The sequence below is a fragment of the Amycolatopsis ultiminotia genome (assembly GCF_039536925.1).
Taxonomy (GTDB): domain Bacteria; phylum Actinomycetota; class Actinomycetes; order Mycobacteriales; family Pseudonocardiaceae; genus Amycolatopsis; species Amycolatopsis ultiminotia.
Genome location: NZ_BAAAZN010000001.1, coordinates 933,636 through 958,166 on the forward strand (window position 1 = coordinate 933,636; position 24,531 = coordinate 958,166).

The 24,531-nt window shown below is 68.5% G+C and carries 24 protein-coding genes; 10 read left to right on the plus strand and 14 right to left on the minus strand.

Going from position 1 to position 24,531, the window contains the following annotated elements; genetic code table 11:
* Position 1: 1 nt before the first annotated feature.
* The 4 genes from ABD793_RS04300 (at position 2) to ABD793_RS04315 (ending at position 3,743) form a co-directional block, all read left to right on the plus strand.
* The gene (locus ABD793_RS04300; RefSeq protein WP_344855489.1) at positions 2 to 1,084 is read left to right on the plus strand and encodes a cupin domain-containing protein; all 1,083 of its coding nucleotides are present in this window, start codon (positions 2 to 4) and stop codon (positions 1,082 to 1,084) included.
* Positions 1,081 to 1,956, plus strand: coding sequence for a fumarylacetoacetate hydrolase family protein (locus ABD793_RS04305; RefSeq protein WP_344855491.1), 876 nt, complete (start codon positions 1,081 to 1,083; stop codon positions 1,954 to 1,956). Before ABD793_RS04300 ends, ABD793_RS04305 begins: the two co-directional genes overlap by 4 nt.
* 144 nt (positions 1,957 to 2,100) lie before the next feature.
* Entirely contained in the window at positions 2,101 to 2,862 is a 762-nt protein-coding gene (locus tag ABD793_RS04310) for a FadR/GntR family transcriptional regulator (RefSeq protein ID WP_344855494.1), read from the plus strand.
* 149 nt (positions 2,863 to 3,011) lie between these two features.
* The gene (locus tag ABD793_RS04315; protein ID WP_344855496.1) at positions 3,012 to 3,743 is read left to right on the plus strand and encodes an SDR family oxidoreductase; all 732 of its coding nucleotides are present in this window, start codon (positions 3,012 to 3,014) and stop codon (positions 3,741 to 3,743) included.
* Between the two features lie 105 nt (positions 3,744 to 3,848).
* On the opposite strand, the gene ABD793_RS04320 is transcribed toward ABD793_RS04315, so the two are convergent.
* The 3 genes from ABD793_RS04320 to ABD793_RS04330 form a co-directional block, all read right to left on the minus strand.
* The gene (locus tag ABD793_RS04320; protein WP_344855498.1) at positions 3,849 to 3,977 is read right to left on the minus strand and encodes a hypothetical protein; all 129 of its coding nucleotides are present in this window, start codon (positions 3,975 to 3,977) and stop codon (positions 3,849 to 3,851) included.
* Positions 3,978 to 4,269: 292 nt separating this feature from the next.
* Positions 4,270 to 4,971, minus strand: a complete 702-nt coding sequence (locus ABD793_RS04325; RefSeq protein ID WP_344855500.1) for a Clp protease N-terminal domain-containing protein — start codon at positions 4,969 to 4,971, stop codon at positions 4,270 to 4,272.
* 98 nt (positions 4,972 to 5,069) lie between these two features.
* Complete coding sequence (locus ABD793_RS04330; protein WP_344855502.1) at positions 5,070 to 6,014, minus strand: LysR family transcriptional regulator; 945 nt, start codon at positions 6,012 to 6,014, stop codon at positions 5,070 to 5,072.
* A gap of 122 nt (positions 6,015 to 6,136) precedes the next feature.
* Between ABD793_RS04330 and ABD793_RS04335 the strand changes: the two genes are divergently transcribed.
* Both ABD793_RS04335 and ABD793_RS04340 read left to right on the plus strand, forming a co-directional pair.
* On the plus strand, positions 6,137 to 7,099 hold the full coding sequence (locus tag ABD793_RS04335; protein WP_344855503.1) for an NADP-dependent oxidoreductase: 963 nt from the start codon (positions 6,137 to 6,139) through the stop codon (positions 7,097 to 7,099).
* A 36-nt stretch (positions 7,100 to 7,135) separates the two neighbouring features.
* A complete protein-coding gene (locus ABD793_RS04340) occupies positions 7,136 to 8,686 on the plus strand; it encodes a bifunctional 3-(3-hydroxy-phenyl)propionate/3-hydroxycinnamic acid hydroxylase (protein ID WP_344855504.1) in 1,551 nt (516 codons plus the stop codon).
* A 108-nt stretch (positions 8,687 to 8,794) separates the two neighbouring features.
* Here the strand turns inward: ABD793_RS04340 and ABD793_RS04345 are convergent, their stop codons facing one another.
* From ABD793_RS04345 to ABD793_RS04375, 7 genes are all read right to left on the minus strand, one after another.
* The gene (locus ABD793_RS04345; protein WP_344855505.1) at positions 8,795 to 9,730 is read right to left on the minus strand and encodes a dihydrodipicolinate synthase family protein; all 936 of its coding nucleotides are present in this window, start codon (positions 9,728 to 9,730) and stop codon (positions 8,795 to 8,797) included.
* A gap of 143 nt (positions 9,731 to 9,873) precedes the next feature.
* Positions 9,874 to 10,728 carry an alpha/beta fold hydrolase gene (locus ABD793_RS04350; protein ID WP_344855506.1) on the minus strand — a complete coding sequence of 285 codons (855 nt, stop codon included), beginning with the start codon at positions 10,726 to 10,728 and terminating at the stop codon, positions 9,874 to 9,876.
* Positions 10,729 to 11,020: 292 nt separating this feature from the next.
* The gene (locus ABD793_RS04355) at positions 11,021 to 12,328 is read right to left on the minus strand and encodes an MFS transporter (protein ID WP_344855507.1); all 1,308 of its coding nucleotides are present in this window, start codon (positions 12,326 to 12,328) and stop codon (positions 11,021 to 11,023) included.
* Between the two features lie 111 nt (positions 12,329 to 12,439).
* Positions 12,440 to 13,222 (minus strand): SDR family oxidoreductase, encoded by a 783-nt coding sequence (locus ABD793_RS04360; RefSeq protein WP_344855509.1) that lies wholly within the window; start codon positions 13,220 to 13,222, stop codon positions 12,440 to 12,442.
* 10 nt (positions 13,223 to 13,232) lie between these two features.
* The gene (locus tag ABD793_RS04365; protein WP_344855511.1) at positions 13,233 to 13,631 is read right to left on the minus strand and encodes a RidA family protein; all 399 of its coding nucleotides are present in this window, start codon (positions 13,629 to 13,631) and stop codon (positions 13,233 to 13,235) included.
* 15 nt (positions 13,632 to 13,646) lie between these two features.
* Positions 13,647 to 14,957 carry an alanine racemase gene (locus ABD793_RS04370; protein ID WP_344855513.1) on the minus strand — a complete coding sequence of 437 codons (1,311 nt, stop codon included), beginning with the start codon at positions 14,955 to 14,957 and terminating at the stop codon, positions 13,647 to 13,649.
* The gene (locus ABD793_RS04375) at positions 14,954 to 15,691 is read right to left on the minus strand and encodes a fumarylacetoacetate hydrolase family protein (protein ID WP_344855515.1); all 738 of its coding nucleotides are present in this window, start codon (positions 15,689 to 15,691) and stop codon (positions 14,954 to 14,956) included. The genes ABD793_RS04370 and ABD793_RS04375 overlap by 4 nt, the downstream gene beginning before the upstream one ends.
* Before the next feature lie 292 nt (positions 15,692 to 15,983).
* On the opposite strand from ABD793_RS04375, the gene ABD793_RS04380 reads away from it, so the two are divergent.
* A complete protein-coding gene (locus ABD793_RS04380; RefSeq protein ID WP_344855517.1) occupies positions 15,984 to 16,943 on the plus strand; it encodes a glutamate cyclase domain-containing protein in 960 nt (319 codons plus the stop codon).
* 317 nt (positions 16,944 to 17,260) lie between these two features.
* Here the strand turns inward: ABD793_RS04380 and ABD793_RS04385 are convergent, their stop codons facing one another.
* Both ABD793_RS04385 and ABD793_RS04390 read right to left on the minus strand, forming a co-directional pair.
* Positions 17,261 to 17,959: a GntR family transcriptional regulator gene (locus ABD793_RS04385; RefSeq protein WP_344855519.1), complete on the minus strand. Its 699-nt coding sequence runs from the start codon at positions 17,957 to 17,959 to the stop codon at positions 17,261 to 17,263.
* Positions 17,960 to 18,371: 412 nt separating this feature from the next.
* Positions 18,372 to 18,986, minus strand: coding sequence for a TetR family transcriptional regulator (locus ABD793_RS04390; RefSeq protein ID WP_344855521.1), 615 nt, complete (start codon positions 18,984 to 18,986; stop codon positions 18,372 to 18,374).
* 127 nt (positions 18,987 to 19,113) lie between these two features.
* On the opposite strand from ABD793_RS04390, the gene ABD793_RS04395 reads away from it, so the two are divergent.
* Genes ABD793_RS04395 through ABD793_RS04405 form a run of 3 tightly spaced genes read left to right on the plus strand, consistent with a single transcriptional unit; the run spans position 19,114 to position 22,468 of the window.
* Complete coding sequence (locus ABD793_RS04395; RefSeq protein WP_344855523.1) at positions 19,114 to 20,652, plus strand: acyl-CoA synthetase; 1,539 nt, start codon at positions 19,114 to 19,116, stop codon at positions 20,650 to 20,652.
* A gap of 36 nt (positions 20,653 to 20,688) precedes the next feature.
* Positions 20,689 to 21,681, plus strand: a complete 993-nt coding sequence (locus ABD793_RS04400; RefSeq protein WP_344855525.1) for an LLM class flavin-dependent oxidoreductase — start codon at positions 20,689 to 20,691, stop codon at positions 21,679 to 21,681.
* A gap of 31 nt (positions 21,682 to 21,712) precedes the next feature.
* Entirely contained in the window at positions 21,713 to 22,468 is a 756-nt protein-coding gene (locus ABD793_RS04405; protein WP_344855527.1) for an SDR family NAD(P)-dependent oxidoreductase, read from the plus strand.
* Positions 22,469 to 22,603: 135 nt separating this feature from the next.
* Here ABD793_RS04405 and ABD793_RS04410 read toward each other — a convergent pair whose 3' ends face one another.
* Both ABD793_RS04410 and ABD793_RS04415 read right to left on the minus strand, forming a co-directional pair.
* A complete protein-coding gene (locus ABD793_RS04410) occupies positions 22,604 to 23,368 on the minus strand; it encodes an IS5 family transposase (RefSeq protein WP_344855784.1) in 765 nt (254 codons plus the stop codon).
* 246 nt (positions 23,369 to 23,614) lie between these two features.
* Positions 23,615 to 24,523 (minus strand): LysR family transcriptional regulator, encoded by a 909-nt coding sequence (locus ABD793_RS04415; RefSeq protein ID WP_344855529.1) that lies wholly within the window; start codon positions 24,521 to 24,523, stop codon positions 23,615 to 23,617.
* Between the last annotated feature and the right edge of the window lie 8 nt (positions 24,524 to 24,531).

Genomic DNA, 24,531 nt, shown 5'->3' on the forward strand with positions numbered 1-24,531 from the left:
CATGACCAGCACGTCCGTGCATCGCAGCGACGAGCGAGATCTCGCCCGCGAGCAACTGCTTGGGCAGTTGCACAAGGACTCCATCACCATCCACCGGCCCGGAGATCGGCCGCTGTTCACCCGGGAGCCGGAGACGGCGATGGAGCCCGTCCACTGGCGCTGGGCCGATCTGCAGGGATATCTGGAGGAGCTCGGCCGGGTCGTGGATCTGGAGGCGGGCGGCGCCCGCCGGACGCTGCGGCTGTCCAACCCCGGACTGGAGTACGGCACCACACCCACGTTCTGGGCGTCGATCCAGTACATCAACCCGGGTGAGGTCGCGACCGCGCACCGTCACACGGCGTCGGCCTTCCGCTTCGTGATGCGCGGAACCGGGTGCAGTACCACGGTCGATGGCGAGAACTACCACATGGCAGAGGGCGATCTGGTCCTCACGCCGTCCTGGGCCTGGCACGACCACGTCCACGAGGGCACGGAGCCGATGATCTGGCTGGACGTGCTGGACATCTCGCTGATGCGGTCGCTGCAGAACGTGTTCTTCGATCCGTACCCGGAGGACGTGCAGCCAGTCTCCGGGCAGTCGCAGCGCACGTTCCAGGAGTTCGGATCGGGTCTGCTGCGGCCGGTCGGGCCGACGCAGTCGCGTGCGGTCAACCCGCTGCTGGTCTACGGCAACGCACAGACCACCGAGGCGCTCGAGCGGGCCAAGGGGCTGCGGCCGGACCCGTGCGACGACGTCATCCTCGAGTACCAGGACCCCACGACCGGGCGCCCGGCGACGCCGGCGCTGTCGTTGAAGTCGCAGATCCTGCGTCCCGGCTTCGGTGGACTGCCGCACCGCCACAGTGGCAGCAAGGTGTACTGGGTCGTCGAGGGAGCGGGTGTCACCGAGGTCGACGGTTCCCGCTTCGACTGGGGCGCAGGCGACTTCCTCGCGGTCCCGCCGTGGTCCACCGTGCGCCACAGCAACCCCCACGACGCCGAGGCACGGCTGTTCCGCGTGGACGACAGCGCGATCCTGCGTGCCCTCAACGCCTATCACGAGCAGATCCTCGACACCTCCGAGCAGAACAACGGCCGATGAAGATCGCAGTCTTCGACGACCTGCGGGTCGGTGTCGTGCAGGGCACGACGATCCACGACGTCACCTCCGTGGTGCCGGACAGCTGCTGGCCCGAACAGCGGGTCAACTGGCTCATCCGCAACTGGGCCGAGGCGGGGCCGCGTCTCGCGGAGCTCGACGGCTACCCGGCCGTGCAAGTCGAGCGGGTCACCCTGGGTGCGGTCAACCCGGCTCCGCCTCAGCTGTTCGCCATCCCGGCGAACTTCCAGGCCCACATCGGCGAGCTCGGATCCCGTGCGATCACGGCGAAGGGCAAGTCCGCCAAGCAGGCCGGCTTCTTCCTCAAGGCGGCAGGCTCGGTCAGCGGTGCCAGCGAGCCGATCGCCCTTCCGGCCGGCTCGGCCCGCCGCTTCGACCACGAGTGCGAACTCGGTGTCGTGATCGGACGGGGCGGCCGCAACATCTCCCGCGCGCACGCTTTCGACCACGTCTTCGGCTACACCTGCCTGATTGACATCACGATGCGCATCGAAAAGGGCGAGTTCGAGGAGGACCGCTCACTGCGCAAGTCGTTCCGCTCCTTCACCCCCGTCGGCCCCTATCTCGTGACCGCCGACGAGGTGCCCGACGTCGCGGCACTGAGCTCGCGGCTGCTCGTCAACGGCGAGCAACGCCAGCAGGCCGACCTCAAGAACATGATCGTCGGAGTCGACGAGGCGATCGAGCTCGTCAGCTCAGTGGTCGACATACAGCCCGGTGACCTCATCGCGAGTGGCACACCGCGGGGTGTGGGCCCGATCCGGCCTGGTGACGAGGTGACGATCGAGGTCGACGGCGTCGGGCGGATGACCCTTGCCGTGAGTGAAGCGCCGCCTTCGCCGCGCCCCTTCTGACACCTCACCTCGACCAGCTCGAGGACCGATACCAGCGCTCGCGTCTTCCACGCGGGAGCGTCCGACCGTTCGGCACGACCGACGGTCGGACGTTCTCAGTGTTAGAATGGTCCAGCCAATTGCGCGTTTTCGGGGGTCGCATCGATGCAGCAGTCCCAGCCGGGAGCGGCCGAGTCCATCGGCGACGGCAGGCACGCCTTCACCCCGGTCGCACGTGCGAAGCGCGGCTACGAGTACATCGCAGAACAGGTTCGCGACGCCATCGCCACCCGACGGTACAAGCCAGGCGACCGGCTCCCCACCGAACGGGAGATGGCCGAAATCTTCGAGGTAAGCCGCAACGGCGTCCGCGAGGCTATCCGTAGCCTCGAATCCTCCGGGCTTGTCGAGATCCGGATCGGGGTGCACGGCGGGGTCTTCGTGGCCGCCGGGGACCCCCAGACTGTGAGTAGATCCGTGCGCGATCTCGCGTCCCTCGGTGCGCTCCCTCCGGAGAACGTGCTCGAGGCGAGGATCCTGCTCACCTCGGATGTGCTGCGGCTGGCCTGCGAGCGCGCGACCGAGGAGGATCTGAAGCGGATTGAGGACGACATCCTCGTCACCGAACGCGAAGTGCTCCAGCCCGGTGCGCAGCGCACCTTCCAGATCACCCGGTTCTACCGGCTGCTGGCCGAGGCAACCCACAACAAGGTCCTCGTCATCCTCACCGATTCCCTTGCCCAGGCCGTGCACGTGCGGCTGTTGCGCGGTGGGCCGCCGGTCAACCGGCGGGTCGGCGAGCTCCGCCGGCGCATCGTCGGCTACATCCGGGCGGGCGACTCGGAGTCGGCGATCGGGGAGATCACGCGGCACCTGATCGCGTTGGAGGAGTCGATGGCGACGGCCGAGCGGGTAATCGGGGCGTGAGCGGCCCGGCGGGGCAGCCGGATTCGGCGGCCGCTTCCGCCGCGCCGCGCCGGCGGGTGCGTCCATGAAGTGGGCAGGAGTTGACCGTTCCGGTTGACGAGAAAAGGATGCGAGCCGACCGGTTACGAGTTTCTCACGCGGGGGCGCGGATGGCAGGAAAGGTCGCGATCGTTACCGGAAGCTCGCGTGGCATCGGGAGAGCCATCGCGCGGCGGCTTGGCGCCGACGGGGTCCGGGTGCTGGTCAACTACCACGGGGAACGGGCCGCGGCGGAATCGGTGGTGACCGCAATCCGGGCAGGTGGCGGAGATGCCTTGTCCGTACAGGGTGACGTTACCGATACCGGGCAGGTTCGTAGTCTCTTCGATACTGCCGAGCGGGAATTCGGTGGTATCGACATCGTGGTCAGCAATGTCGGGAAGCCGTGGTTCTCCTCGATTGCCGAGGCCACTGACGAGGATTACGAACGCAACTTCACCATGAACACCCGTACCACCTTTGCGGTATTGCGTGCGGCGGCGAATCGGCTCAATGACGGCGGTCGTATCGTCGTGGTGTCCAGTGGCGTGGTGGCCACGCATCGGCGCGGTGCCGGTCTGTACGCGGCGAGCAAGGCCGCCGGGGACGAGCTCGTCCGGGTACTCGCCGGGGAACTCGGGTCGCGGGGGATCACGGTCAACAGTGTGCTGCCGGGCGCGACGCGTACCGAGGCACTCACCGCCAGCCAGCTGGCGGAGGTTCTTGAACGACTTGCCGCAGAGGTCCCGCTCGGCCGGATCGGTGAACCTCAGGACGTGGCCGATGTCGTTGCCTTCCTGGCCGGCCACGACGGCCGTTGGATCACCGGCCAGGCACTGCACGCGGGCGGCGGCGTGTTCTGACCCGGCACGTCCCGGCGCTGCCGGACATCGCGGCGGTGCACGAGAAATGCCGTACCTGTCCACCGCGGCTTCGCTGCGGACAGGTACGGCAGAGGGGAGCGGTGCTCAAGCGGCGGCCGGAACCGGCGCAGCCGCCGGCAGCACGGGCAACGTGCGGTGCCCGTTCATGATGAACGCGCCCTGCAAGTCGAGCTGCTGCGGAGAGGCCTCCACGGCGAACCGCGGCGACTGCATGTTCAGCGGGACTCCAGGCGCGGCGTCTCCTCGACCACGTCGTCCTGGCTCGCCCGGCCGCCCGCCCCACGGCCCGCTGGTCAGATCGTCGACGGGCGGGCCGCGCACCCTGCGGCGCCGGGGCGTGGCAGATCAGCTTGCTGTCGGGCCGCAGCGGGCACCGCGTCGGCTACCGGCGTGACGGAACCGGCGGCCGCTCGCGGTGACGCATTCCGGCACTGAGTCGCGGTCGGCACCGTCGACGGCGCGAACGGCCTCTGCACCGTCGGATACCGCCTGCTCGGCGGCTCCGCTACCGGGTGACGGGCGCTTCGTCCCCGGCTTCGGCGACGAACTGTTCGGCCGCCTCCGCGTCGATCCCCAGCGAGTGCAACAACCCGGTTCCGTTCTCCTCCTCCAGTAATCCCAGGAGAACGTGGCCGGTGCCGACCCCGTCGTCGTCGAGCCGTAGCGCCGTCCGGAAGGTCAGTTCGAGTGCTTTCTTCGCGCGGGCGCCATACGGGATCATCACCGGGTCGGCGTCGCTGCGCGCCGGCACGGCTGCCACTGCCGCGTCCCTTGCCTGGCCGAGGTCGACGTTCTGGGCCCGCAGCGCGGCGACCGCGGTGCCCTCGGCGCCGAGCAGACCGAGGACGAGATGTGCGGGCACGATCTCGGCGTTGCCGGCGAGCTTGGCCTCGTTCATGCCCGCGACGACCGCGCTGTGGGCGGGCTTGGTGAGCTTGTCGAAGGCGGGCCGAGGGGAGGCCGGCTTGCCGACGAACCGTTTCTGCACGGCCTGCTTGGATACGCCCATCCTGCGGCCGATGTCGGTCCAGGACGCCCCGGAATGGCGGGCCCGGTCGACGAAGTGACCGATGAGGTGGTCGGCGACCTCGCCGATGCGGTCGGCCATCTGCATGGCTTCGGTCAGCTGGTCGAGGGCGTCGTTGTTGCTCTCGGTGATCGCCGTGATCAGGTCGTCGAGCCTGACCGGCGTAGTGGTGTGCGTCATGCCGTCAACCTTAGGTTGTCGATCGGCCGCTGTCAATCGAAGGTTGACGGTCCGGCGATGCCCGCCGACCGCGATTGAAATTGCAGGTCGTTCCCCGGCTACTTTTCGCACCAGGTGGATTCGAGGTCGAGTGCGGTGGTGAGCGGGCGGATGGCGTCGTGGACGCAGTCGCGGAGCCACCGTGCCGGGGGGTCGTTGTGGAGGCGGCGGTGCCAGCGCAGTTCGACGTCGGAGGTGGGTAGGTCGACGGGGACGTCGTGTTGGCGTAGGGGGACGCCTCGTTCGATCAGGTGTGTGGCTGTTATGCGCGGTACGAGGCAGATCACGTTGTGTTCGAGTGCCATGAGTGCACCCACGGCGTAGGTGGGTACGACGGCGACGACGTGCCGCGAACGGCCGGTTCGTTCGAGGGCGTCGTCGAGCGGGCCGCGGGTGAGGCCGCGTCGTGAGGCTGAGACGTGGGGTGTGTGGCAGAGGTCGTCGAGGGTCAGCTGTGGGATCCGGCCCAGTGGTGAGTCGGCGGCGACGGCGGCGACGAAGTGGTCGGTGAACAAGGTGGAGGTGTGTACGTCGGGTGGTGGCGGGCCGGCGACCGTGACATCGAGGTCGATCGAGCCGTCCCGCAGGGGGTCGGGTTCCTTGGAGTCTTGGCGGACGAACAGCAGACGGACGCCGGGCGCCTCGTCGGCGATCCGGCGGGTGAGGCGCGGGGCGAGAACCGGCACGAGGCCGTCGTTGAGGCGGATCGAGAAGGTGCGCCGCCAGGAGCGCGGGTCGCTGCCGGCGGGCTCGGTCCGCAGCCGGTCCGCGGTGTCCAGCAGGGTTTTGACCGTGCCGGCCGAGCGGAGAGCGAACGGTGTGGGAACCAGCCCGCGGCCCGCGCGGACCAGGATCGGGTCGTTCATCACGCGCCGCAGCCGGCTCAGCGCCCGGCTGGTTGCCGGTGCGGACAGGTGCAGCCGTACGGCGGCCTCCTTGACGCTGCCGGTGTCCAACAGCGCGTCGAACACGCGCAGCAGATTGAGATCCAGTTCCTCCGGCACGGCCGTCCCCATTCGTGCGTACGACGCAAGTACTCAGTACCAATAATGCACTGGGAATTATGCCTGGGCGGACCAATACTGGTTTTACCGGAGCCCTTCACGACAACGACAGGAGTTCAGTCATGCCCAGGATCGTGCGACCGACCGCCTACGGCACGCCCGACGTGCTCGCCGTGACCGAGGCGCCGACGCCGCACGCGGACCTCGACGGCGTGGTCGTCGAGGTCCGGGCGGCCGGGGTCAACCCGATCGACTGGAAGCTCTACAGCGGGGCTTTCCACGCCGTCGACGACGACCAGAAGGACGCCGCCGGGATCGCCGCCTCGATGCCGTCGCTCGGTCTGGAGTGCGCGGGTGTCGTCACCGAGGCCGGTTCGGAAGTGACCGGGGTGCGGATCGGCGACGAGGTCATCGTGTATCCGGTGACGGCCGCCTACGCCGACTACGTCACGGCCCCGGCCACCTCGATCCTCGTCAAGCCCGCCGGGCTGGGGTGGGCCGAGGCCGGGTCGCTGATGCTGACCGGCACCACCGCGGTCCACGCGTTGCACGCCGCCGGGGTGGCGGCCGGCGACACGGTGCTCGTCCACGGCGGGGCCGGTGGGGTCGGCCTGATGGGGGTGCAACTGGCCGCCGCGGCAGGGGCGACGGTGATCGCCACCGCAGCCGAACGCAACCACGCGTTGCTGCGTGAACTCGGCGCAACTCCCGTTGTCTACGGCCAAGGGCTCGCCGACCGGGTGCGCGCTGCCGCGCCGCAGGGCGTCAGTGCAGCGGTCGACTTCGCCGGTACCGACGAGGCGCTCGACGTCTCGCTGGAACTGGTGGCCGACCGCAGCCGCATCGCCTCGATCACCGGGTCGCCGCGCCGTGCCGAGGCCGGTATCAAGCTGCTCGGTTACGGCCCGGGGCAGGACGCGGGCGCCGAGATCCGTGGCGCCGCCCGTGGTGAACTCGTCGACCGTGCCGGGTCCGGTGCCCTTCGTGTAGTCGTCGACGCCACCTTCCCGCTCATCGAAGCCGCGAAGGCGCACGAGGTCGGTATCGCCGGGCACGGTCCCGGCAAGCTCGTGCTCATCCCTTGATCAGCAGATCGGTTGGCAGGAAAGGACAGCGAGACGATGACCGGGCAGGAACCGGACGACGGATCGGCACCGGGTGTCGATGTCGCCGATGTGGCGGTGGTGGGTGCGGGGCCGGTGGGCCTGACGCTGGCGGCGTTGCTGGGGCAGGCCGGTCGGTCCGTGGTGGTGCTGGAGCGCTATCCCGGGCTCTACGGCCTGCCGCGTGCCGCCAGTTTCGACGGCGAGATCCTCCGGCTGCTCGCCGAACTCGGTGCGCTGGAAGAGCTGTGGCCCACTCTGCACGTGCACACCTCCTACGACTGGAGCAACGCCGCCGGCGAGATTCTGCTCAGCATGCAGAGCCGGCTCGTCGGCGACAGCGGCTGGCCCGACATGGTCACGTTCCACCAGCCCGACTTCGAACGAGCACTGCACGCGCGGTGTGCGTCGCTGCCGACGGTCGAGGTCCGGCACGGTGCCACCGTGACCGGCCTCGGCCAGACCGAGGAAGAGGTCCGGGTCGGCACGGCCGCGGGCGGGACGGTGCGTGCGCACTACGTCGTGGGCTGCGACGGCGGCAACAGCTTTGTCCGGGCGGAGCTCGGCATCGAGCAGGACGATCTCGGCTTCGCCGAGCCGTGGCTGGTGTGCGACTTCAAGCTCCGGCGTCCCGCCGCGGAACTGGGCCTGCCCTCGGCCCTGCAGATCGGCGATCCCGAGGAGCCCACGACGATCATCACCACCGGTGGGGGACACCAGCGGTTCTGCTTCATGCTCGATGACGCGGACGTGGGCCGGGAGTTCTCCGACGGGCAGACCTGGCAGCGGGTGAAGCGGTATCTGACCCCGGACGATGCCGCCATCGTGCGCGTCGCGACCTACACGTTCCGGTCCCTGATCGCGCAACGCTGGCGCGACGGACGGATCCTGCTCGCCGGCGATGCCGCCCACCAGATGCCGCCGTTCCTCGGGCAGGGCATGTGTTCGGGGATCCGCGACGCCGCGAACCTCGCGTTCAAGCTGGATCTTGCACTGGCCGGCGTGCGGGAACCCGGAGTGCTCGACACCTACCAGAGTGAGCGCGAACCGCATGTCCGCGGGCTCACCGCAACCAGCATGGAGCTCGGGCGTCAGCACACCCTGACCGACCACGAACTCGCCCGCCAACGCGACGAAACGATGCGCGCCCGTCGCGACTCCCGCGAAGAGCCCGAGCGAATCCGCCTCCCCGATCTCGGTCCGGGCCTGCACGGTCCGGGCGGCGGTATCCGCTCGGTGCAGGGCAAGGTCGATGACGGCCGGCAGACCGGGCTCCTGGACCAGGTCGTCGGCGGCGGCTTCCGGCTGCTGGTGCGCGAGGACCGCCTGGGCGGCGTCGACGTCCCGGCCCTGCGCGCCGCCGGTGTCCCGGTGATCGTGATCGGTGAGCTCGCCGGGAACGGTGTGGTGGCCGATGTGGACGGCACGCTGCACCGCTGGTTCGACCGGCTCGGTGCCGCGGCGATCGCCGAGCGCCCCGATCACTACGTCCTCGCCGCCGGACCCGATCCGAACGAGGTCGCACGTGAGCTCCTGGCGTCCTGTATGCGGGAATCATCCCTGACGTAGCCGCACGTCCCGTGACAACCATGACCGCACAACGAGAACCACTTGCGACGCCTACGTTGCCGGCCAATTCCAGTGATTCGGATCGGCTGACGGCCCTCCGCGCTCGGCTCAGCCGGCAAGTTTCGCGCGAACGTCGTGGCGCGCGAGGCGGGCGAGCAGGTAGTCGATTTCGGCGCGTGCCGTCGGCGTCAGATGCGTCGCGGGGGCACGCTGGGCCGCGCTGCCCAGGACACCACGTCGATGCAGGACGTATTTGCGTACCGCCAGACCCACCCCGGGTTGCTGTTCGTAGCGCAGGAGCGGCAAGTGCGCATCGAACAAGTCGTGGGCAGCTTCCCGCTCGTTCGCGGCGGACCTGCGGACGATGTCGACCAGCATCTCGGGGAAGCAGTATCCGGTCATGGCGCCGTCCGCACCGCGCTCGGTCTCGAAGTCGAGGAACAGCCCGCCGTTGCCGCAGAGGATCGACAACCGGGGCATTTCGCCGTCCCGGTCGAATCCGCGGAGGGTGCTGATCTTCTCCAATCCGGGCCAGTCCTCGTGCTTGACCATGACGCAGCCCGGATTGTCGGTGGCAATGCGGCGGATGACCGCAGGAGACATCTGCACGGTGAAGGTCAGCGGGTAGTCCTGGATCGCGAACGGCACCTCGTCGCCGATCGCTTCGGCCGCGCCGGCGTAGTACGTGACGATCTGATCATCGGTGCGCAACGTGGGTGGCGGGGCGATCATGACGCCGGCTGCTCCGGCATCCATCGCGGCACCGGTGAGCGAACGCATCGCGGCGAACCCGGGCGACGACACTCCGACGACGATCGGGAAGGGTGCCCGTGCGGTGACTCGGGTGACGATGTCCCGAGCCTCGGCGGCGTCCAGCTTGGGTGCTTCGCCGAGCTGGCCGAGGATGGTGAGACCGTCGACGCCCGCCGCGGCGTAGAAGTCGACGAGCCGGTCGAGGGAAGCGTGGTCGACGGATCCCCGGTCGGTGAAGGGCGTGGGAGCGATGGAGTACACGCCCTTGGCATGTCGGGACAGCGCGGGCATTTGTACCTACCTCGAGATTCGGTATGTGCGGTGAGAGTGGGCGATCCGCCGTCCAACGGAAGTCGCACAGTGCGAACTGCCGGGACCCCTGCCGGTCGGCTCCGCCGCAGACAGTTCCGGCGGGATGGTCGTGGTTGTCCCCGTCAACTGCCCGTGGGACCGGGCTCGTCGTGCGCGGGTACCGAATCGGCGAGCAGGAACGGCAGGAGGACGGCCAGGAACTCTGCGGGCGTCTCCTCTGCGGGGTAATGACCGCAGTCCGCGAGCACGCGGCTGTCCACGTGCGTGGCCAGGGACGACATCGTCCGCCCGACCTGACCGCCGGTACCGGCGGCTCCGCCGATGGCCAGCACCGGTACCGACAGTGGTGTCCGTGCGCGCTCCCGGTTCTGGCGGATGGTCTCGTCGAGGGCGCGGTAAGGCGCAAAGCTGGCCCGCAACGCCTCCGGGCCAGCGGCCAAGGTCTCGACATAGTGGTCGATCGCGTCGCGGCCGACGGTCGTGCCGGGAGCGGTCTTGGTCGCGAACTGGTGGCCGAAGTACAACTCCTCACGTCCGCGGACCAACGCCTCGTTCAGGCTCTCCAAACGGTTGAATCCGAAGTGGAACAACCGATTGTTGACCGTTTCGCTGCTGAAGAACGGCGGTTCCGACACACCGGGGATGTTGGCCTCGGCCACCGCGAGGCGGCTGACCCGGCCGGGGTGATCGGCGGCGAGTGCGTAGCCGATCCACATCCCGACATCGTGTCCGGCGACCACATAGCGCCGGTGTCCCAGCTTGGCCAGAACGGCGACGAGATCCGCCGCAAGCGATCCGGTGTCGTAACCGCCGGGCGGCTTCTCGGAGCGGCCGAAACCACGTGGTTCGGCCGCGACCACGGTGAAATGGCGCGCCAGCTCCGGCATGACGTGACGCCATGCGTACCAGGTCTGTGGCCAGCCGTTCAGCAGCAGCAGAGCCGGGCCGCGGCCACCGGTCACGACGTGCAGGGCCACCCGTTCCGTGTGGACGATGCGAGCTTCGAAGGTCTGCCTGAACTCCTCGTCCAGGCGGGGGAGTGTTGCGAAGTCGACCGCACTCGGCGCGGGGCTCGTTCCGGTGGGACTCCGCCGGGGGACATCCGCCGAGCTGCGCACGTTCACCGGCTCCCTCGATTCGCCGAACGGCCCGTGGTGCCATCGTCTGCGACCCGCCGGGCGGGATCGCAGATCCTTGCTCGTCGCATGCTCATCCTCTCGAATACTTCGGGTGGCCGGGTGTGCCGGCCTCGGACATCAGGACCGCGGGTCAGCGATTGACGCGATCGCGTGGCAGAACCAGCGTGAGAGCTGCACCAAGCAACAGCGTGCCCGCGATGCCGATGAGCCCGACCGCGGGACTGCCCGTCGCACTCGAGGTCGCGCCCACGAAATAGGGAGCAAGGAACCCGCCCAGATTGCCGATGGAGTTCACCACCGCGATTCCCGCTGCGGCGCCCACTCCGGTCATGAACGCCGGTACGACCGTCCACACCTGCGATGTCGTCGTGTAACAGCCGATCGCCGCCAGGGAAATGGCCACGATCCCGAGCACCGGCCGGCCGGTGAGCAGTGCGCTGAGGGTCAAGCCGACTGCTGCCACCGTGAAAGGCACCACGAGATGCCAGCGTCGTTCGGTGAGACGGTCGGAGTTGCGGCCGGTCAGAACGATCGAAACGATGGCCAGGCCGAACGGGATGGCGCTGAACAGGCCGATGGCGATCGGGCCGGTGATGCCGACGCCGGTCACGAGCGTGGGCAGCCAGAAGCTGAGACCGTAGATACCGAGAGCCTGGCAGAGCACCAGGAGCGACAGCAACGCCACCCACTTGTTCCGGAAGGTGCCGAGGAAGCTCGTCACTGTCTTTCCGGACACGCTCCCGGCCTTGTCGGCGTCGGCACGAAGATCTGCCTCGATCACGCCGGCTTCCGCGTCGGTGAGCCATTTCGCTTCACGTGGCCGGTTGTCGAGGTAGTAGTAAGCAATCACACCGAGAACGATCGACGGTATCGCTTCGATGATGAACAACCACTGCCAGTTCGCGAGGTTGAGCAGCGTGTGGGTGCTTCCGATGACGAGCCCGGAGACCGGCCCGCCGAGAACGCCGGACAGCGGGATGGCGATCACGAAGAACGCCACTGCCTTTGCCCGGCGCTGTGCGGGGAACCAGTACGTCAGCAGCAGGAGTATGCCGGGGTAGAAGCCTGCTTCGGCTGCTCCGAGCAAGAGGCGGAGCAGGTAGAATTGCCACTCCTGGGTCACCAGTGCGGTGCAGCCCGAAACGATTCCCCACAAGATCATGATGCGGGAAATGGTCGCTCGCGCACCGATCCGGTGCATGAGCATGTTGCTCGGCACCTCGAAGAAGAAGTACGCGATGAAGAAGAGACCTGCGCCGAGCCCGTACACCGCGTCGCTGAATCCGAGGTCGAGTTCCATTGAGGATTTCGCGAAACCGATGTTGATCCGGTCCAGGTATGCTACGACGTAGCACAGCATCAGGAAGGGCATCAGGCGGCGCGTCACCCGTCGGTAGATCGCACCCTTGTGTGCTTCGAGGACACCCTCGCTTTTCATCGGATCCAAACTCTGCATTGAATCTGGCATTGTCCTGTTCCCTTTCGGCCGACGCTCAACGGTCCGAGTTCCCTGGTGCGCACTCGGTGGGGGAAGGCCCGGCGACTGCGCTCAGACGGAGGCGATCAGGCCGCCGTCGACTCGGACCACACTTCCGGTGAGGTAGCCGGCGCGCTGGCTGGCGAGGAAGGTGACGACGTCCGCGAACTCCCGCGGGTCGCCGTAGCGGCCGACCGGGATACCTGCGACGCTCTCGGCCGACACCTCCTCGGCGGTGCGCCCTTCGCGGTCGGCCTTGGCCTGATCGAGTGCGACGATCCGGCCGGTTCCGATGCGGCCGGGGACCACGACGTTGGTGGTCACCCCGTCGCGGCCGATCTCGCGGGCAAGGGTCTTGCTCCAGCCGAGCAGGCTCGAGCGCAGCGCGTTGGAGAGGCCGAGATTGGGGATCGGGGCGACCACGCCGCTGGAGGCGCAGGTGATGATCCGGCCCCAGCCGCGCTCGCGCATCCCCGGCAGGACCGCGTCGGTGATCGCGATGACCGACAGCACCATCGACCGGAAATGGCGCTCCCACTCCGCAGTTTGCTGGCCTGCCACCGGGGTGGGCGGAGGGCCACCGGTGAGGTTGACCAGGACGTCGATCGGGCCGAGCTGTTCGGTGACCGCGGCGAGGTTGCTCTCGATCCGGTCGAGTTCGCCCAGATCCCACTTGACTGCGGTCGTGGCGGCCCTGGTGCCGATGCGCTCCTGGACGCCGGTCAGCGCGTCTCCATTGATGTCGGCGAGGCCCACCGAAGCACCTTCGTCGGCCAGCCCCTCGGCGATCGCGCCACCGAGCCCGCCGCCCGCGCCCAGTACCAGAGCGACCTTTCCGTTGAGGTGCAGATCCATGGTTGTGCTCCTAGCCGGTGATGTCGGAGGGACGGTCGTCGAGGACGGCCTTGGCATTGACTTCGAACAGCACGCCGGGCCGCAGCCCGACGGTGGCGGTGGTCCGCGCGGGATAGGGCTCGGAGAAGTACTCGCGGTAGATGCGGTTCATCTCGTCGAAGTCGTCCCCGCGGGAGAGGAACACCCCGACGTCGACGACGTCGGTCTCGGACGCGCCCGCTGCGGTGAGTGCGGCGAACAACCTTTCCAGCGCCAGGCGGGTTTGTGCTTCGAAGCCCTCGACGACGGTCTCGCCGTTTCGGGAACCCGTCTGGCCGGAGATCGCGACGAACCGGCCGACACCGGCTGCCGCGGAGAGCGCGGCCGCCGGCCGCTGCGCCGTCGGTACCGTGAAAGTCTTGCGTGACAAGCGATATCAACCTTTCTAGAAGAAGGTGATGACTCCGTCGACGACGGTGTGGTCCTCGTCGATGATGGGGATGAAACGGTTCTTGTCGAAGGACGTGCATGGATGACTGATGCCCAGTGAAACCACGTCGCCCGGCCGCAGGGCCGGTGCACCGGCCGAGATGCGCAGGAAAATGTGCTGGTCCATCATCTTGACCACCTCGGCGGTTTCCCCGAACGGTGTCGTGCCCTCGGCGGTGTGCGCGGCCTTCGGAACGGGCAGGCTGAGGTCGTAGGAAAAGTCACGTTTGCCGCCGCCCAGCACCACGACCCCCGGTTCCGGGGTGCTTAGCACCGCCGCCCAGCCTGTGAGGCCCTCGACCAGCCGCAGATCCTCGCCCGGCGCGCGGCGGCCGTCCAACGGAGACAGTCGCCGGTACTTGCCCGAGTCGTGGCTGAGGTAGCAGCCGCTGCGCAGCACCAGCTGCACCGGCTGCGCGACCTCGTCCCAGCCGGACAGGCCGGCGATGACCCGGTCGAAGTAGCTGCTGCCGCCGGCACTGACCAGCACCTGCTGGGTCTCGAAGAGGTTCTTGCCGGCCAGCTCGACCACAATCGCCCGCATCAGGGCGAAGAACCGGTCCAGTGTGGCGAAGTCTTCCGGCGCGTCACCGCCGGTGACCACACCCTCGAAGGCTTCCACCCCGACCAGGCGCAGGTTCGGCGCGGCGAGGACCGCCGCACCGACTTCGAACGCGGCTTCGCGGTCACGGACCCCGCCGCGACCTCCCGCAGGGCCCACTTCCAGCAACACCTGCACCGGGCGCCGGGCCCCGGCCTCGCGCAGGACTTGCTGCATCAGCTCCACCGTGCCGACGCTGTCGACCAGGCACAGGAACTCGAAGCCGGGGTCGCGGTCCAGCTCGCCGGCGATCCAGCGCAGCGCGCCGGGCTCGGTCAGTTCGTTGGCCATGACGATCCTGGGGACCCCGAACCGCCGCATCACCGCTGCCTGGGTCGGCGTCGCGCAGGTGATGCCCCACGCGCCGGCCGCGAGCTGGGCGTCGAACAGCTGGGGCGACATCGTGGTCTTGCCGTGCGGAGCCAGCAACGCGCCGTGCCGTGCGCAGTAGGTCGCCATCGTCGCCAGGTTTGACGCCACCGCGCGGCGGCCGAGGGTCAGCACGGGCAGGGCCAGATCGCCGCGGGCGACGTTCCAGCCGTGCCGGCCGATCTCGTCCAGCGAGGTGGTCGTGCCCAGCGGGATGCCCTTGCAGGAGGCGTCGAGCGGCTGGGCACGCAGGGTTTCGAGCGGACCGCGAGGCAATACACCGGATGGCAGGTTCATCGCTGCACCGTCACCGACGTGCGCAGCTGCCCGACTCGGGGGATCGACGCCGCCACGCGGTCGCCGTCGCCGACGACGATCGCCCCCGGTGTTCCGGTCGAGATGATGTCGCCGGGAAACAGCGGCATCATCTTGCTGTGGAAGCTGACCAGCGACGCCGGACGGTGGGTCATGTTCGCCACCGTGTTGCTGCGCCGGTCGGTCCCGTTGACGATCGTGCTGACTTCGAGCGTCTCCAGCGGTCCGGAGCGAAGCACCTCCTCGAGCGGAACGAGTTCGGGGCCGAAGCAGAAGAACGAGGGGAAATTCTTCGACCGGGTCAGGAACCGCGGATTGAGCCGCAGGATGTCCTCGGCGGTCTGGTCGAGGATCGTCGTGACGCCCCACACGTAATCGAGTGCCTCGGATTCCTCGACGTCCCGGCAGAGCCTGCCGATGATCAGCCCCAGCTCGGCCTCGCTCGTGGTGCGCTCGCTCTGGCGCGGCACCACGATCGGCTCATCCGGGCCGATGATGGTGTGGTCGCCCTTGATGAACGACGCCGGCTGCTCGGGCGCGGACTCGCTCAGATCGGCGGCATGCTCCCGGTAGTTCAGCCCGATGCCCCAGATCTTGCGCGGGTGCCGGTACGGCGCGGTGAAAGTCTCGGCGGCCGAGTCGGTGAACACGTCGTCCCCCGCTCGCGCCACTGCTTCGGCGAGCCGGGTCCACGGCGCGGGCTCGATCCATCCCATTGCGTCTGCCGGTGCCGGGGTCGCACCGTCCGGCACCACGGAGTCGATCGTGACGACCCCTCGGCTCTCGACAACGGCGGCAGTTGGACGCCCGTCTCGCATCACGCTGGCTAGCCGCATGCTGGTCCTCTCCATCGGAGCCCTGGTTCGCGGCGACCATATCTCGTATCTCGAAGTTCGACAACAGCCTGTGTGCATGGGTTATGACCGCAGCCAGGACTTGACCTTACGCCCAGGTCGGCCTTGAATGAGCCTGTCGAGATACGGTGTACCGCGAGAGGTGGCTCATTCGATGAAGCCCGAAGCACTGCCCGCTTTCGAGAGCCTGGACCGCCTGGCCACGGTGGAGATGCGTCCGCCGACGAGCCCGTCGGGCATCATGAGCGGTTTCTACGCGCTGGCCCGGGAGGGGCGCGAGCGTCCGCTCACCCACGACGTCGCGGCGGCCTTGCTGGAGCGGCAGGCGGAGCCGGTGCTGATCGTGACCGGGCTGGTCGACTCGGCGCGCTTCCCGCAGGGCGAGGTGGACGGACCGATCGGTTCACTCGCGCTGGCCCGCGCGCTGGCCTTGCTCGGCAGCGAGGTGACCATCGTCATCGACGCGGAGGCGCTGGGCCCGGTCGCGCGCATCGCCGAGCACGCTGCACTGGAAAGGGTCACGCTGCGCGAGGCGGACTTCACCGGCGATGCCGCCGCCCGTGCGTTCGCCGAGACGTTCGGTGTCGTGATCGGGGTGGAGAAGCTGGGCCGGAACGCAATCGGGGGACGGCACCTGGTGTGGGGCACCCCGGTCGAGGCCGGCGACCCCTATGCCGACGAGTACTTCCGTGCCGCACAGGCCGCCGGTGCGCTCACCGTCGCGGTCGGAGACAACGGCAACGAGATCGGCTTCGGCGGGATCCGGGAGGCCGCCGAATCGCTGACCCCGGCCGGCGTCACGGTGGCGGGCGGGTTCTTCGCCGCGACCGGGGTGGACCAGTTCCTTCCGGCGGCGGTGTCGAATCTGGGTTGTTACGCGATCGCTGCGGCGCTGGCGGTGTTGTCCCGGCGCGCCGAGCTGGCGATGTCCGGGGAGCAGGTCCGTGAGTGGACCGGGCTCGGCCTGGCCTCCGGCCTGCGCAGCGGCGGCGTGGACGACCCCGGGTTCGTCGGCGACGACGGCATTCCGCTGCGGTATGTCGCCGCGCACGCCGAGCTCCTGGCCGGCGTCGTACATCAGAGCCTGTTGGGCGAGCCCTGGAACGCGCACTGACCGGTGCGAAGAGCGTCCAGCCAGTGCGAAAAGCGTCCAGCGTTCCGGCGTAGCTCAGCGACCGCGAGCGTGCACCGGACGGACGCTTCCCTGGCCGGCTCGTGGTCTCCCGGAGCCGGGTGCTCTGGGGTCTGCGGCGTCCTACCTCGGCAGGTGGCACCGACCGGGATCGGCCTGATGACCACGCACTCCGCCGCGCGCATGTTCGGGACGACCACCCGGGTTGCCGGAGACGGGTGAAAGGCAGTGGGTGGCCGCTCCCGAACGTCCGCGGCACCGGTGCGGCATGTCGTGGCCGGGAGCGAACGTTCTCTGGGCTACGTGTCGCCGGCGCCTGACTCCTGTTCGGCCGGATCGGCCAGCAGCACGAGTGACATCACGTGAAGGACGTGCTCCCACATGAGTTCACCGGCGCGTTCTGCTCGACCTGACAGGATTGCGCGGGCAACCTCGACGTGCTGCTCCCCGCAGGCGATGGAATCGTGCGAGGGCGCGATGTCCCGCTCGCGCAGCACCGACGTCAGGACCAGCGAGTCCGCCACGGTCTGCGCCAGGATCGCGTTGCGGCTGGCGAGCGCGATCTCGTGATGAAAATCCCGGTCGTACTGTCGAAACGCCGCACCATCGTGGGCTTCGGCGGCCCGCAAGGACGCTTGCGCCAGCCGCACGAACTGACCGCGCTCTTCGTCATCGGCGCGGTTTGCCGCGAAAAACGCCGAACTCCGCTCGCTGCCGGCCCGGAACTCGTAGGCGTCACGAGTGCTCTTGATCGACGGCTGCACCACCCGCAATCCTCGCTCGCACGGCACCACCAAACCGACCTCGCGCAACCTCAGCAGCGCCTCGCGAACGGGCGTCTTGCTCACCTGAAGCTGAGCGGCCACCTTCGCCTCACTCACCCGGCTTCCCGGCGGGAGTGTCTTGTTGACAATGCTGTCCCGGATCGTCTGAAGCACCATGTCAGTGAGGCTCTTGTCCGGACGCTCGATCAGCGGAAGCGACGAGGGAGCAGTCATGATTGCCATGGTATCTCAGATACGCCCCGCGGGGCGAGTCGCTGCATCGGCCCGCAATACTGCCCCAACCGGTTCAGCCGCTCGGGGCGCGGCAAGGGTTCTGCGAGCCGCGACCTGCAGGTGCAAGCCGTACCGGACAGCCGACCGAGATCGAGAAACCGGCAGACTGGTGCGAGCGTATGTCGTATATGACATCTTGTCAGGTCGGTTCGAGTGAAGCAATTCGGCGACAGCAACTTCGTTCGAGGAGGGTTCACTCGCGCCGAACCTGGAATCCGATCGACTCCGTATCCGATCGCCCGGCTTCCACGGGGATGCCTCGACTGACACGTCCGGCCGGGACCATGGCGCCCCTCTCCACCGCGAGCTGCGGGCTTTCGGCACTCCGGCGGAACTGCGCACACCTCAGTATTCAGATCAGCCGCGGGAACAGTTCGCGGATTCCGCGACGGAGGTCGTCCAGTGCTGTGTTCGAGCCGGTGAGGTGGCGTAGCAGTGCCTGCTGGAACAGGCCGTCGAACAGGGCGTAGGCGTCGGCCGGGCAGCAGGTGGGCCGGGTTCCGGCGAGATCGGCGTAGGTGCGTACGTTGCGCCAGATCATGGCTTGGAGACTGTCGTCGATTTCGGCGACGTCGTCGCGGAAAGCCTTTTCGAACAACGATTGCGTGCGCAGGTCGTACCAGAGCCGGTGCATCGTGGGAGCTTCGGCGAGTGCCGTGGCCAGTCCGTCGGCACAGGAGGCGGCGAACTCCTGCGCGGTCGCAGCGGTGCCGATCCCGCTTTCGTAGCGCTGTACGCAGGCGGCCTTGTACTGCTGCACGCTGCAGGTGATCAGGTCCACCTTGTCGGCGAAGTAGTAGTGCAGCAGCCCGTGCGAGAACTCGGTGTGCTCGGCGATGGTGCGCAGGCTGGTGCGGGCGTAGCCGAGGTCCGCCAGTGCCACCAGGGCCGCGGCTGCGAGTTCCCGCTGTCGCGCCGCGAACTTGTCGACCCGGGTCCGGTGCTTCTCGGCAGCTGCGCTGGTCACGGCCCCGAAGCTACCATCACCAAGTTATTTGGCCAATCGTCCGAGAAAATCTTGACATTCGTCCAAACGGCGGCCAAGGTCATCACCAGTCCTGGGTGCCACCGACGGAGTTCAGGAGTGGACGACGATGTCTTTGTTCTTCTACCTCGAAAAAGGGGCCTCGCTGGACCCCGGCGCGCCCTGCCTGACCCTCGGGGAGGAGACCCGTTCCTACGGCGAGGTCCTCGAGCTGGCCGCGGCCGTGGCGCGCGCGTTGCGGCGGACCGGCACCGGGCCGGGGGACAAGGTCGGCATCCTCTCCGCCAACGATCCCACCGCGTTCACCTGCGTATTCGGCATCGCCCGCGCGGGGGCGGTGTGGTGCCCGATCAACCCGCGCAACGCGGCGGGCGAGAACGCCGAGCTGCTCGAGCTCTTCGACTGCTCGACCCTGATCTACCAGCCCGCCTTCGACGCGCTGATCGCCGAGATCGCCCCCAGCCTGCCGAAACTCACCACGCTCGTGCGCCTCGGCAACGGCGACGGACGGGCGGTCGGCTTCCCGGACTGGCTGGCCGCCGCGGCGGATGATCCCGCGGTCGAGGCCGAGCCGCCCGGGGACGTGGCCGCGCTGGTCGGCACCGGCGGCACCACCGGGCGGCCGAAGGGGGTCATGCTGACCGGTCGCAACCTGGAGACGATGTCGGCCATCACGCTGATGAGCTACCCGTTCGAAGGCCGTCCGGTGTATCTGGCACAGGCTCCGCTGACCCACGCGGCAGGCGTCCTGTGCTTCCCGATCCTGGCCCGCGGCGGGGAAGTGGTGATCATGCCTGCACCCGACGTCGGCCGGTTCCTGGCACTGATCGAGCGGCACCGGGTCACCCACACGTTCCTGCCCCCGACGCTGATCTACCTGGTGCTCGCCCACGAAGCGCTGGACCGCACGGATCTGTCGTCCCTGCAGTGCTTCTGGTACGGCGCGGCACCGATGTCGACCACCCGGCTGGCCGAGGCGCTGGACCGGATCGGCCCGATGGCCCAGCTGTTCGGGCAGTCCGAGGCGCCGATGATGATCTCCACCCTCGCGCCCGCCGAGCACCGCCGGCCCGACGGCACCATCCACACCGGACGGTTGAGCTCGGCGGGCCGTCCTTCGCCACTGGTCACCGTGGCCGTGCTGGACGAGCAGTCGCAGCCGGTGCCGGCGGGCGAGCGCGGCGAGATCTGCGTGCGCGGATCGCTGGTGATGGCCGGGTACTACCGCGATCCCGAGGCCACCGCGGAAGCCTCCGCGCACGGCTGGCACCACACCGGCGATATCGGGTTCCTCGACGAGGAGGGCTACCTCCACATCGTCGACCGTGCCAAGGACATGGTGATCACCGGAGGGTTCAACGTCTACTCCGCCGAGGTGGAGCAGGCGCTGATGGCCCACGACGCGGTCCGCGACTGCGCGGTGATCGGGCTGCCCGACGACAAGTGGGGTGAGCGAGTCACCGCCGTGGTCCAGCTGCGGGCAGGGGCCGGACTCGATCCCGCCGAGCTGACCGCGTTCGTCAAGGAGCGCATCGGCAGCGTCAAGGCGCCCAAGCAGATCGAGGTCTGGCCCGAACTCCCGCGCTCCACCGTCGGCAAGGTGCTCAAGACCGAGATCCGCACCCAGCTGACCCGGATTCCCCGGTAATCACAAGGAACACCACAGCAAGGAGGCTGTCTGACCATGAAACTCGCGCTCTACCTGCCCAACTTCCGGGACAAGGTGACGGTGCCCGAACTCGAGCAGCTCACCGCGCTCGCCGAGGACCTGGACTTCGATTCGGTCTGGACGTTGGACCGGATCATCGTGCCGGAGGCCTCCGACACGGAGGAGATGCAGCACGCCTTCGGGATGATCGAGGGTTTCCCGAAGGGGCTGCCGGTCAGCTCGCGCGGCGAGTTCCTGCAGGGCATGCCGCTGATCCCGTGGCTGGCCGCGAAGACCGCCAAGGTCCGCATCGGGATGAGCGTGATCGACACCCCGTACCGGTCTCCCGGGGTGCTGGCCGCAGAGCTGGCCACCATCGACCATCTCAGCGGCGGCAGGCTGAACGTGGCGGTCGGGGCCGGCTGGATGCCGGAGGAGTTCGCCGCGGCCAGCGCCTCGCACATCTTCCCCAAGCGCAACAAGCACGTCCGCGAGACCCTCGAGGTGCTGCAGGGCATCTGGACCAACGACGTGTTCGAGTACCACGGCGAGTTCGCCGACTTCGCGCGCAGCGGGTTCGGTGCCAAACCGGTGCAGAAGCCGCATCCGCCGATCTTCTTCAGCGGGCTCAAGGATCCCAAGCGCGCCGCGACCCGCATCGCGAAGTACGGGCTCGAAGGCTGGATCGGCATTCAGGACTCGCCCGAGGACATCCGCACCTGGCGAACCGCGATCCAGCGGGAACTGGCCGAGCTGGACACCCCGCGGTCGGTGGACGATCTGGAGATCTCCAGCATGATCTGGTTCGTCATCACCGAGGAGGACGCCGACCAGAGCCCGATGGGCAAGGGAAGCAATCTGCTCGTCGGCTCCGCCCGGCAGATCACCGATCAGCTCAAGCGCTACCGCGAGGCCGGGCTGACCATGCCGTTCCTCTGGCCGCCGTTCCAGGACGTGCCGGTGGCCAAGACACTGGACGACATGAAGCGGCTCAAGGAAGAAATCCTGCCCACGGTCGTCGAGGCCTGATTCCCCGCACCACCGACTGAGAGGAAAGAACATGCCTGAACTTGACGGGAAGCGGGTCTTCGTCACCGGTTCCGGGGCCGGGATCGGCAAGGCGATCGCCGCGCTGTTCGCCGAACGCGGTGCCCGGGTCGTGGTGAGCGACCTGAACGCCGAAGCGGCCGAGAAGGCCGCGGGCGAGATCGGCGCGCACGGCGTGGCGAACTGCGACGTCACCGACGAGGCCCAGGTCCAGACTGCCGTGCAGCGGGCCGTCGAGCTGCTGGGTGGGCTGGACGTGCTGGTGAACAACGCCGGGGTGGAGGTCTCCTCGCCGCTGATGCAGCAGTCCACCGAGAGCTTCGACAAGATCTTCGCGGTCAACGTGCGCGGCACCTTCGTGACGATGAAGGCGGCGACCCCGCACCTGGCGGAGTCCAAGGGCAATATCGTCAACATTTCCTCGATCGCCGGAATCGGCGGCAGCCCGCTGCTCGGGTCCTACTGCGCGACCAAGGCCGCGGTGATCCAGCTGACCAGGGTCGCCGCGGTGGAGATGCGCCCGGCAGGTATCCGCGTCAACGCGGTCTGCCCCGGTTTCGCCGACACCGCCATGGTCGAACGCCTGGTCCCGGACTTCGAGGCCGCCACCCAGGTGCCCTTCGGCGACCTCGTCGCGGCCAAACAGGGCAGGCTCGGCACCCCGGAGGACATCGCCGAGGTGGCCGCCTTCCTGGCCTCCGACCGCGCCCCCTGGATCACCGGCAGCCACTACGTCCTCGACGGCGGGCTGTCCGCTTCCCTGGTCTGACCCACCCCGGCCGTCGGATCCGTTCCCCGGTGCGGGAGGGGATCCGACGGCCGTATCCGGACCCGGCACGGTGGTCGCGGCCGGGATGCCGCAACGGCCGTGCCGGGGACCTCAGACCGCGTTTTGAAACTGGGGTTATCGGGTTGGGGTGTGGGTGAGTTGGCGGGACGTGGTCATGATCATGGCGATGTGGATCATGGCTTCGTGGTGGTCTGGCAGGGTTTCGTAGTCGCGGACGCAGCGGCGATGTTTGACGATCCTGCCGAACGTTCTCTCCACGACCCAGCGTCGGGGCGGGACCCGGAACCCGGCGGTCGTGTCGGTTCGTTTGACGATCTCGACGGTCAGGGAGAGGACCTTGTGTGCCCAGGTCACCAGGCGTCCGGTATAGCCGCTGTCGGCCCAGACGAGACTGATGGTGGAGGAGCAGGCCTGCCAGGCCGCCAGTAGGCGGTGGGCTCGGTCGCGGTCCTGGATACCGGCCCCGGTGACCTCGGCGCCCGGCAGCAGGCCGAGGATATCCACGGCAATGTGACGTTCACGGCCCCTTGGTCTTCGTGCCCGCGTCATAGCCCGCGCTGCACGGGGCACGGTGTCAGCGCCGCGCACGGTCTGGGAATCGATGCCCGCGGCGGTGGACGTCGGGTCACGGCCGGCCGCGACCCGGGTTCGGTCGCGTAGGGCGTCGTGGGTTCCGCGCCAGGCACCAGCACGGACCCAACGGCGGACCACGCCGTAGACGGCCTGATACGGCGGGAAGCCCCGCGGAAGCTGCGCCCAGGCGACACCACCACGGACAAGGTAGAAGACGTCGTCCAAGAGGACCCGCCGCGGGTGTTCCTCCGGGCACCCACCCTTGCCGAAGGTGTTACCCGGCAAAGGACGTAACGGTTCCAGCAGCGCTCACCGCACATCGGTCATCGACGACGACGGGTACACCGGACACGGCAGCGCTGCCGAATCCCGACGGGCCGGGCACACCAGACAAACACAGGCAGGCGACAGTCACACACGAGCTCCTGGCAGACGGACTGGCGTAGACAACCACCCACCTACCAGGAGCTCACCTCATCACCAGGGCAACACACCCACGAAGATCCACAACCGCAACCCACAGACACCTCGACCACGTCTCAAAACACCCTCTCAGACCGCGCCGGGGTGACCCGGCGGTCTGTGGTTGCCGGACACGGCGTTGTCGAAGGCCGCCGCGAGTGCGGATCTGGGCTCTTCGGCGAGCTGGGCCAGCGCGATCGAGATGGTCACGGTCGGTTCGACGAGCTGGGCGACCTGCAGGCCGTGCGGGTCCCAGCCGGGGCCGGTGGCGGATCGGGGGACGACGGCGGCCCATCCGCCGGTGCGGGCGAGTGCGAGCAGGCCGTCGACGGAGTCGCTTTCGATCTGGGGGGCGAGGGTGATCTCGAGTCTCCGGAACGCCGTGTCGAGCAGCTGGCGGGCTCGCATGTGGGGTTCGAGGAGGGCCAGCGGCAGTCCGGTCACCTCGCGGCCGGGGAGATCATCCCGGTCGACCGGGATGATCTCCGGTGCGCCGACCAGGACGAGGGGCTCGTCGTACAGCGGCGTGACGAGGAGATCGTCGTCGTCGACCGACGGGTGGATGAGCCCGGCGTCGAGTTCGTACCGTTGCAGCCGGCGGACGATCTGCTCGGTGGTCAGGTTGGTGAACATTCGTACGTGCGTGAGGGGGTTCCGCTGGGTCACGGTGGTGAGCAACGCCGCGGCCTGGGCGAGCGCCGAGGGGATGACGCCGAAACGCACTTCCGCGGCAAGCCGCTTCTGCGCGGCAGCGAGCCCGTCCTGCAGGGCCCGTTCGTCGGCGAGCATCCGCCGGGCCCAGGTCAGTGCCAGTTCCCCTTCGGGGGTGAGGCCCTGGAAGACCCGTCCCCGGCGTACCAGCGGCACGCCGAGTTCGGTCTCCAGCTTGCGGATCGCCTCGGACAGGGCGGAAGGCGAGACGTAGCATGCTGCCGCGGCGCGGCCGAAGTGCTGCTCCTGGGCGACCGCGACGAAGTACTCGAGTTGGGTGAGCAGCACACGGACCC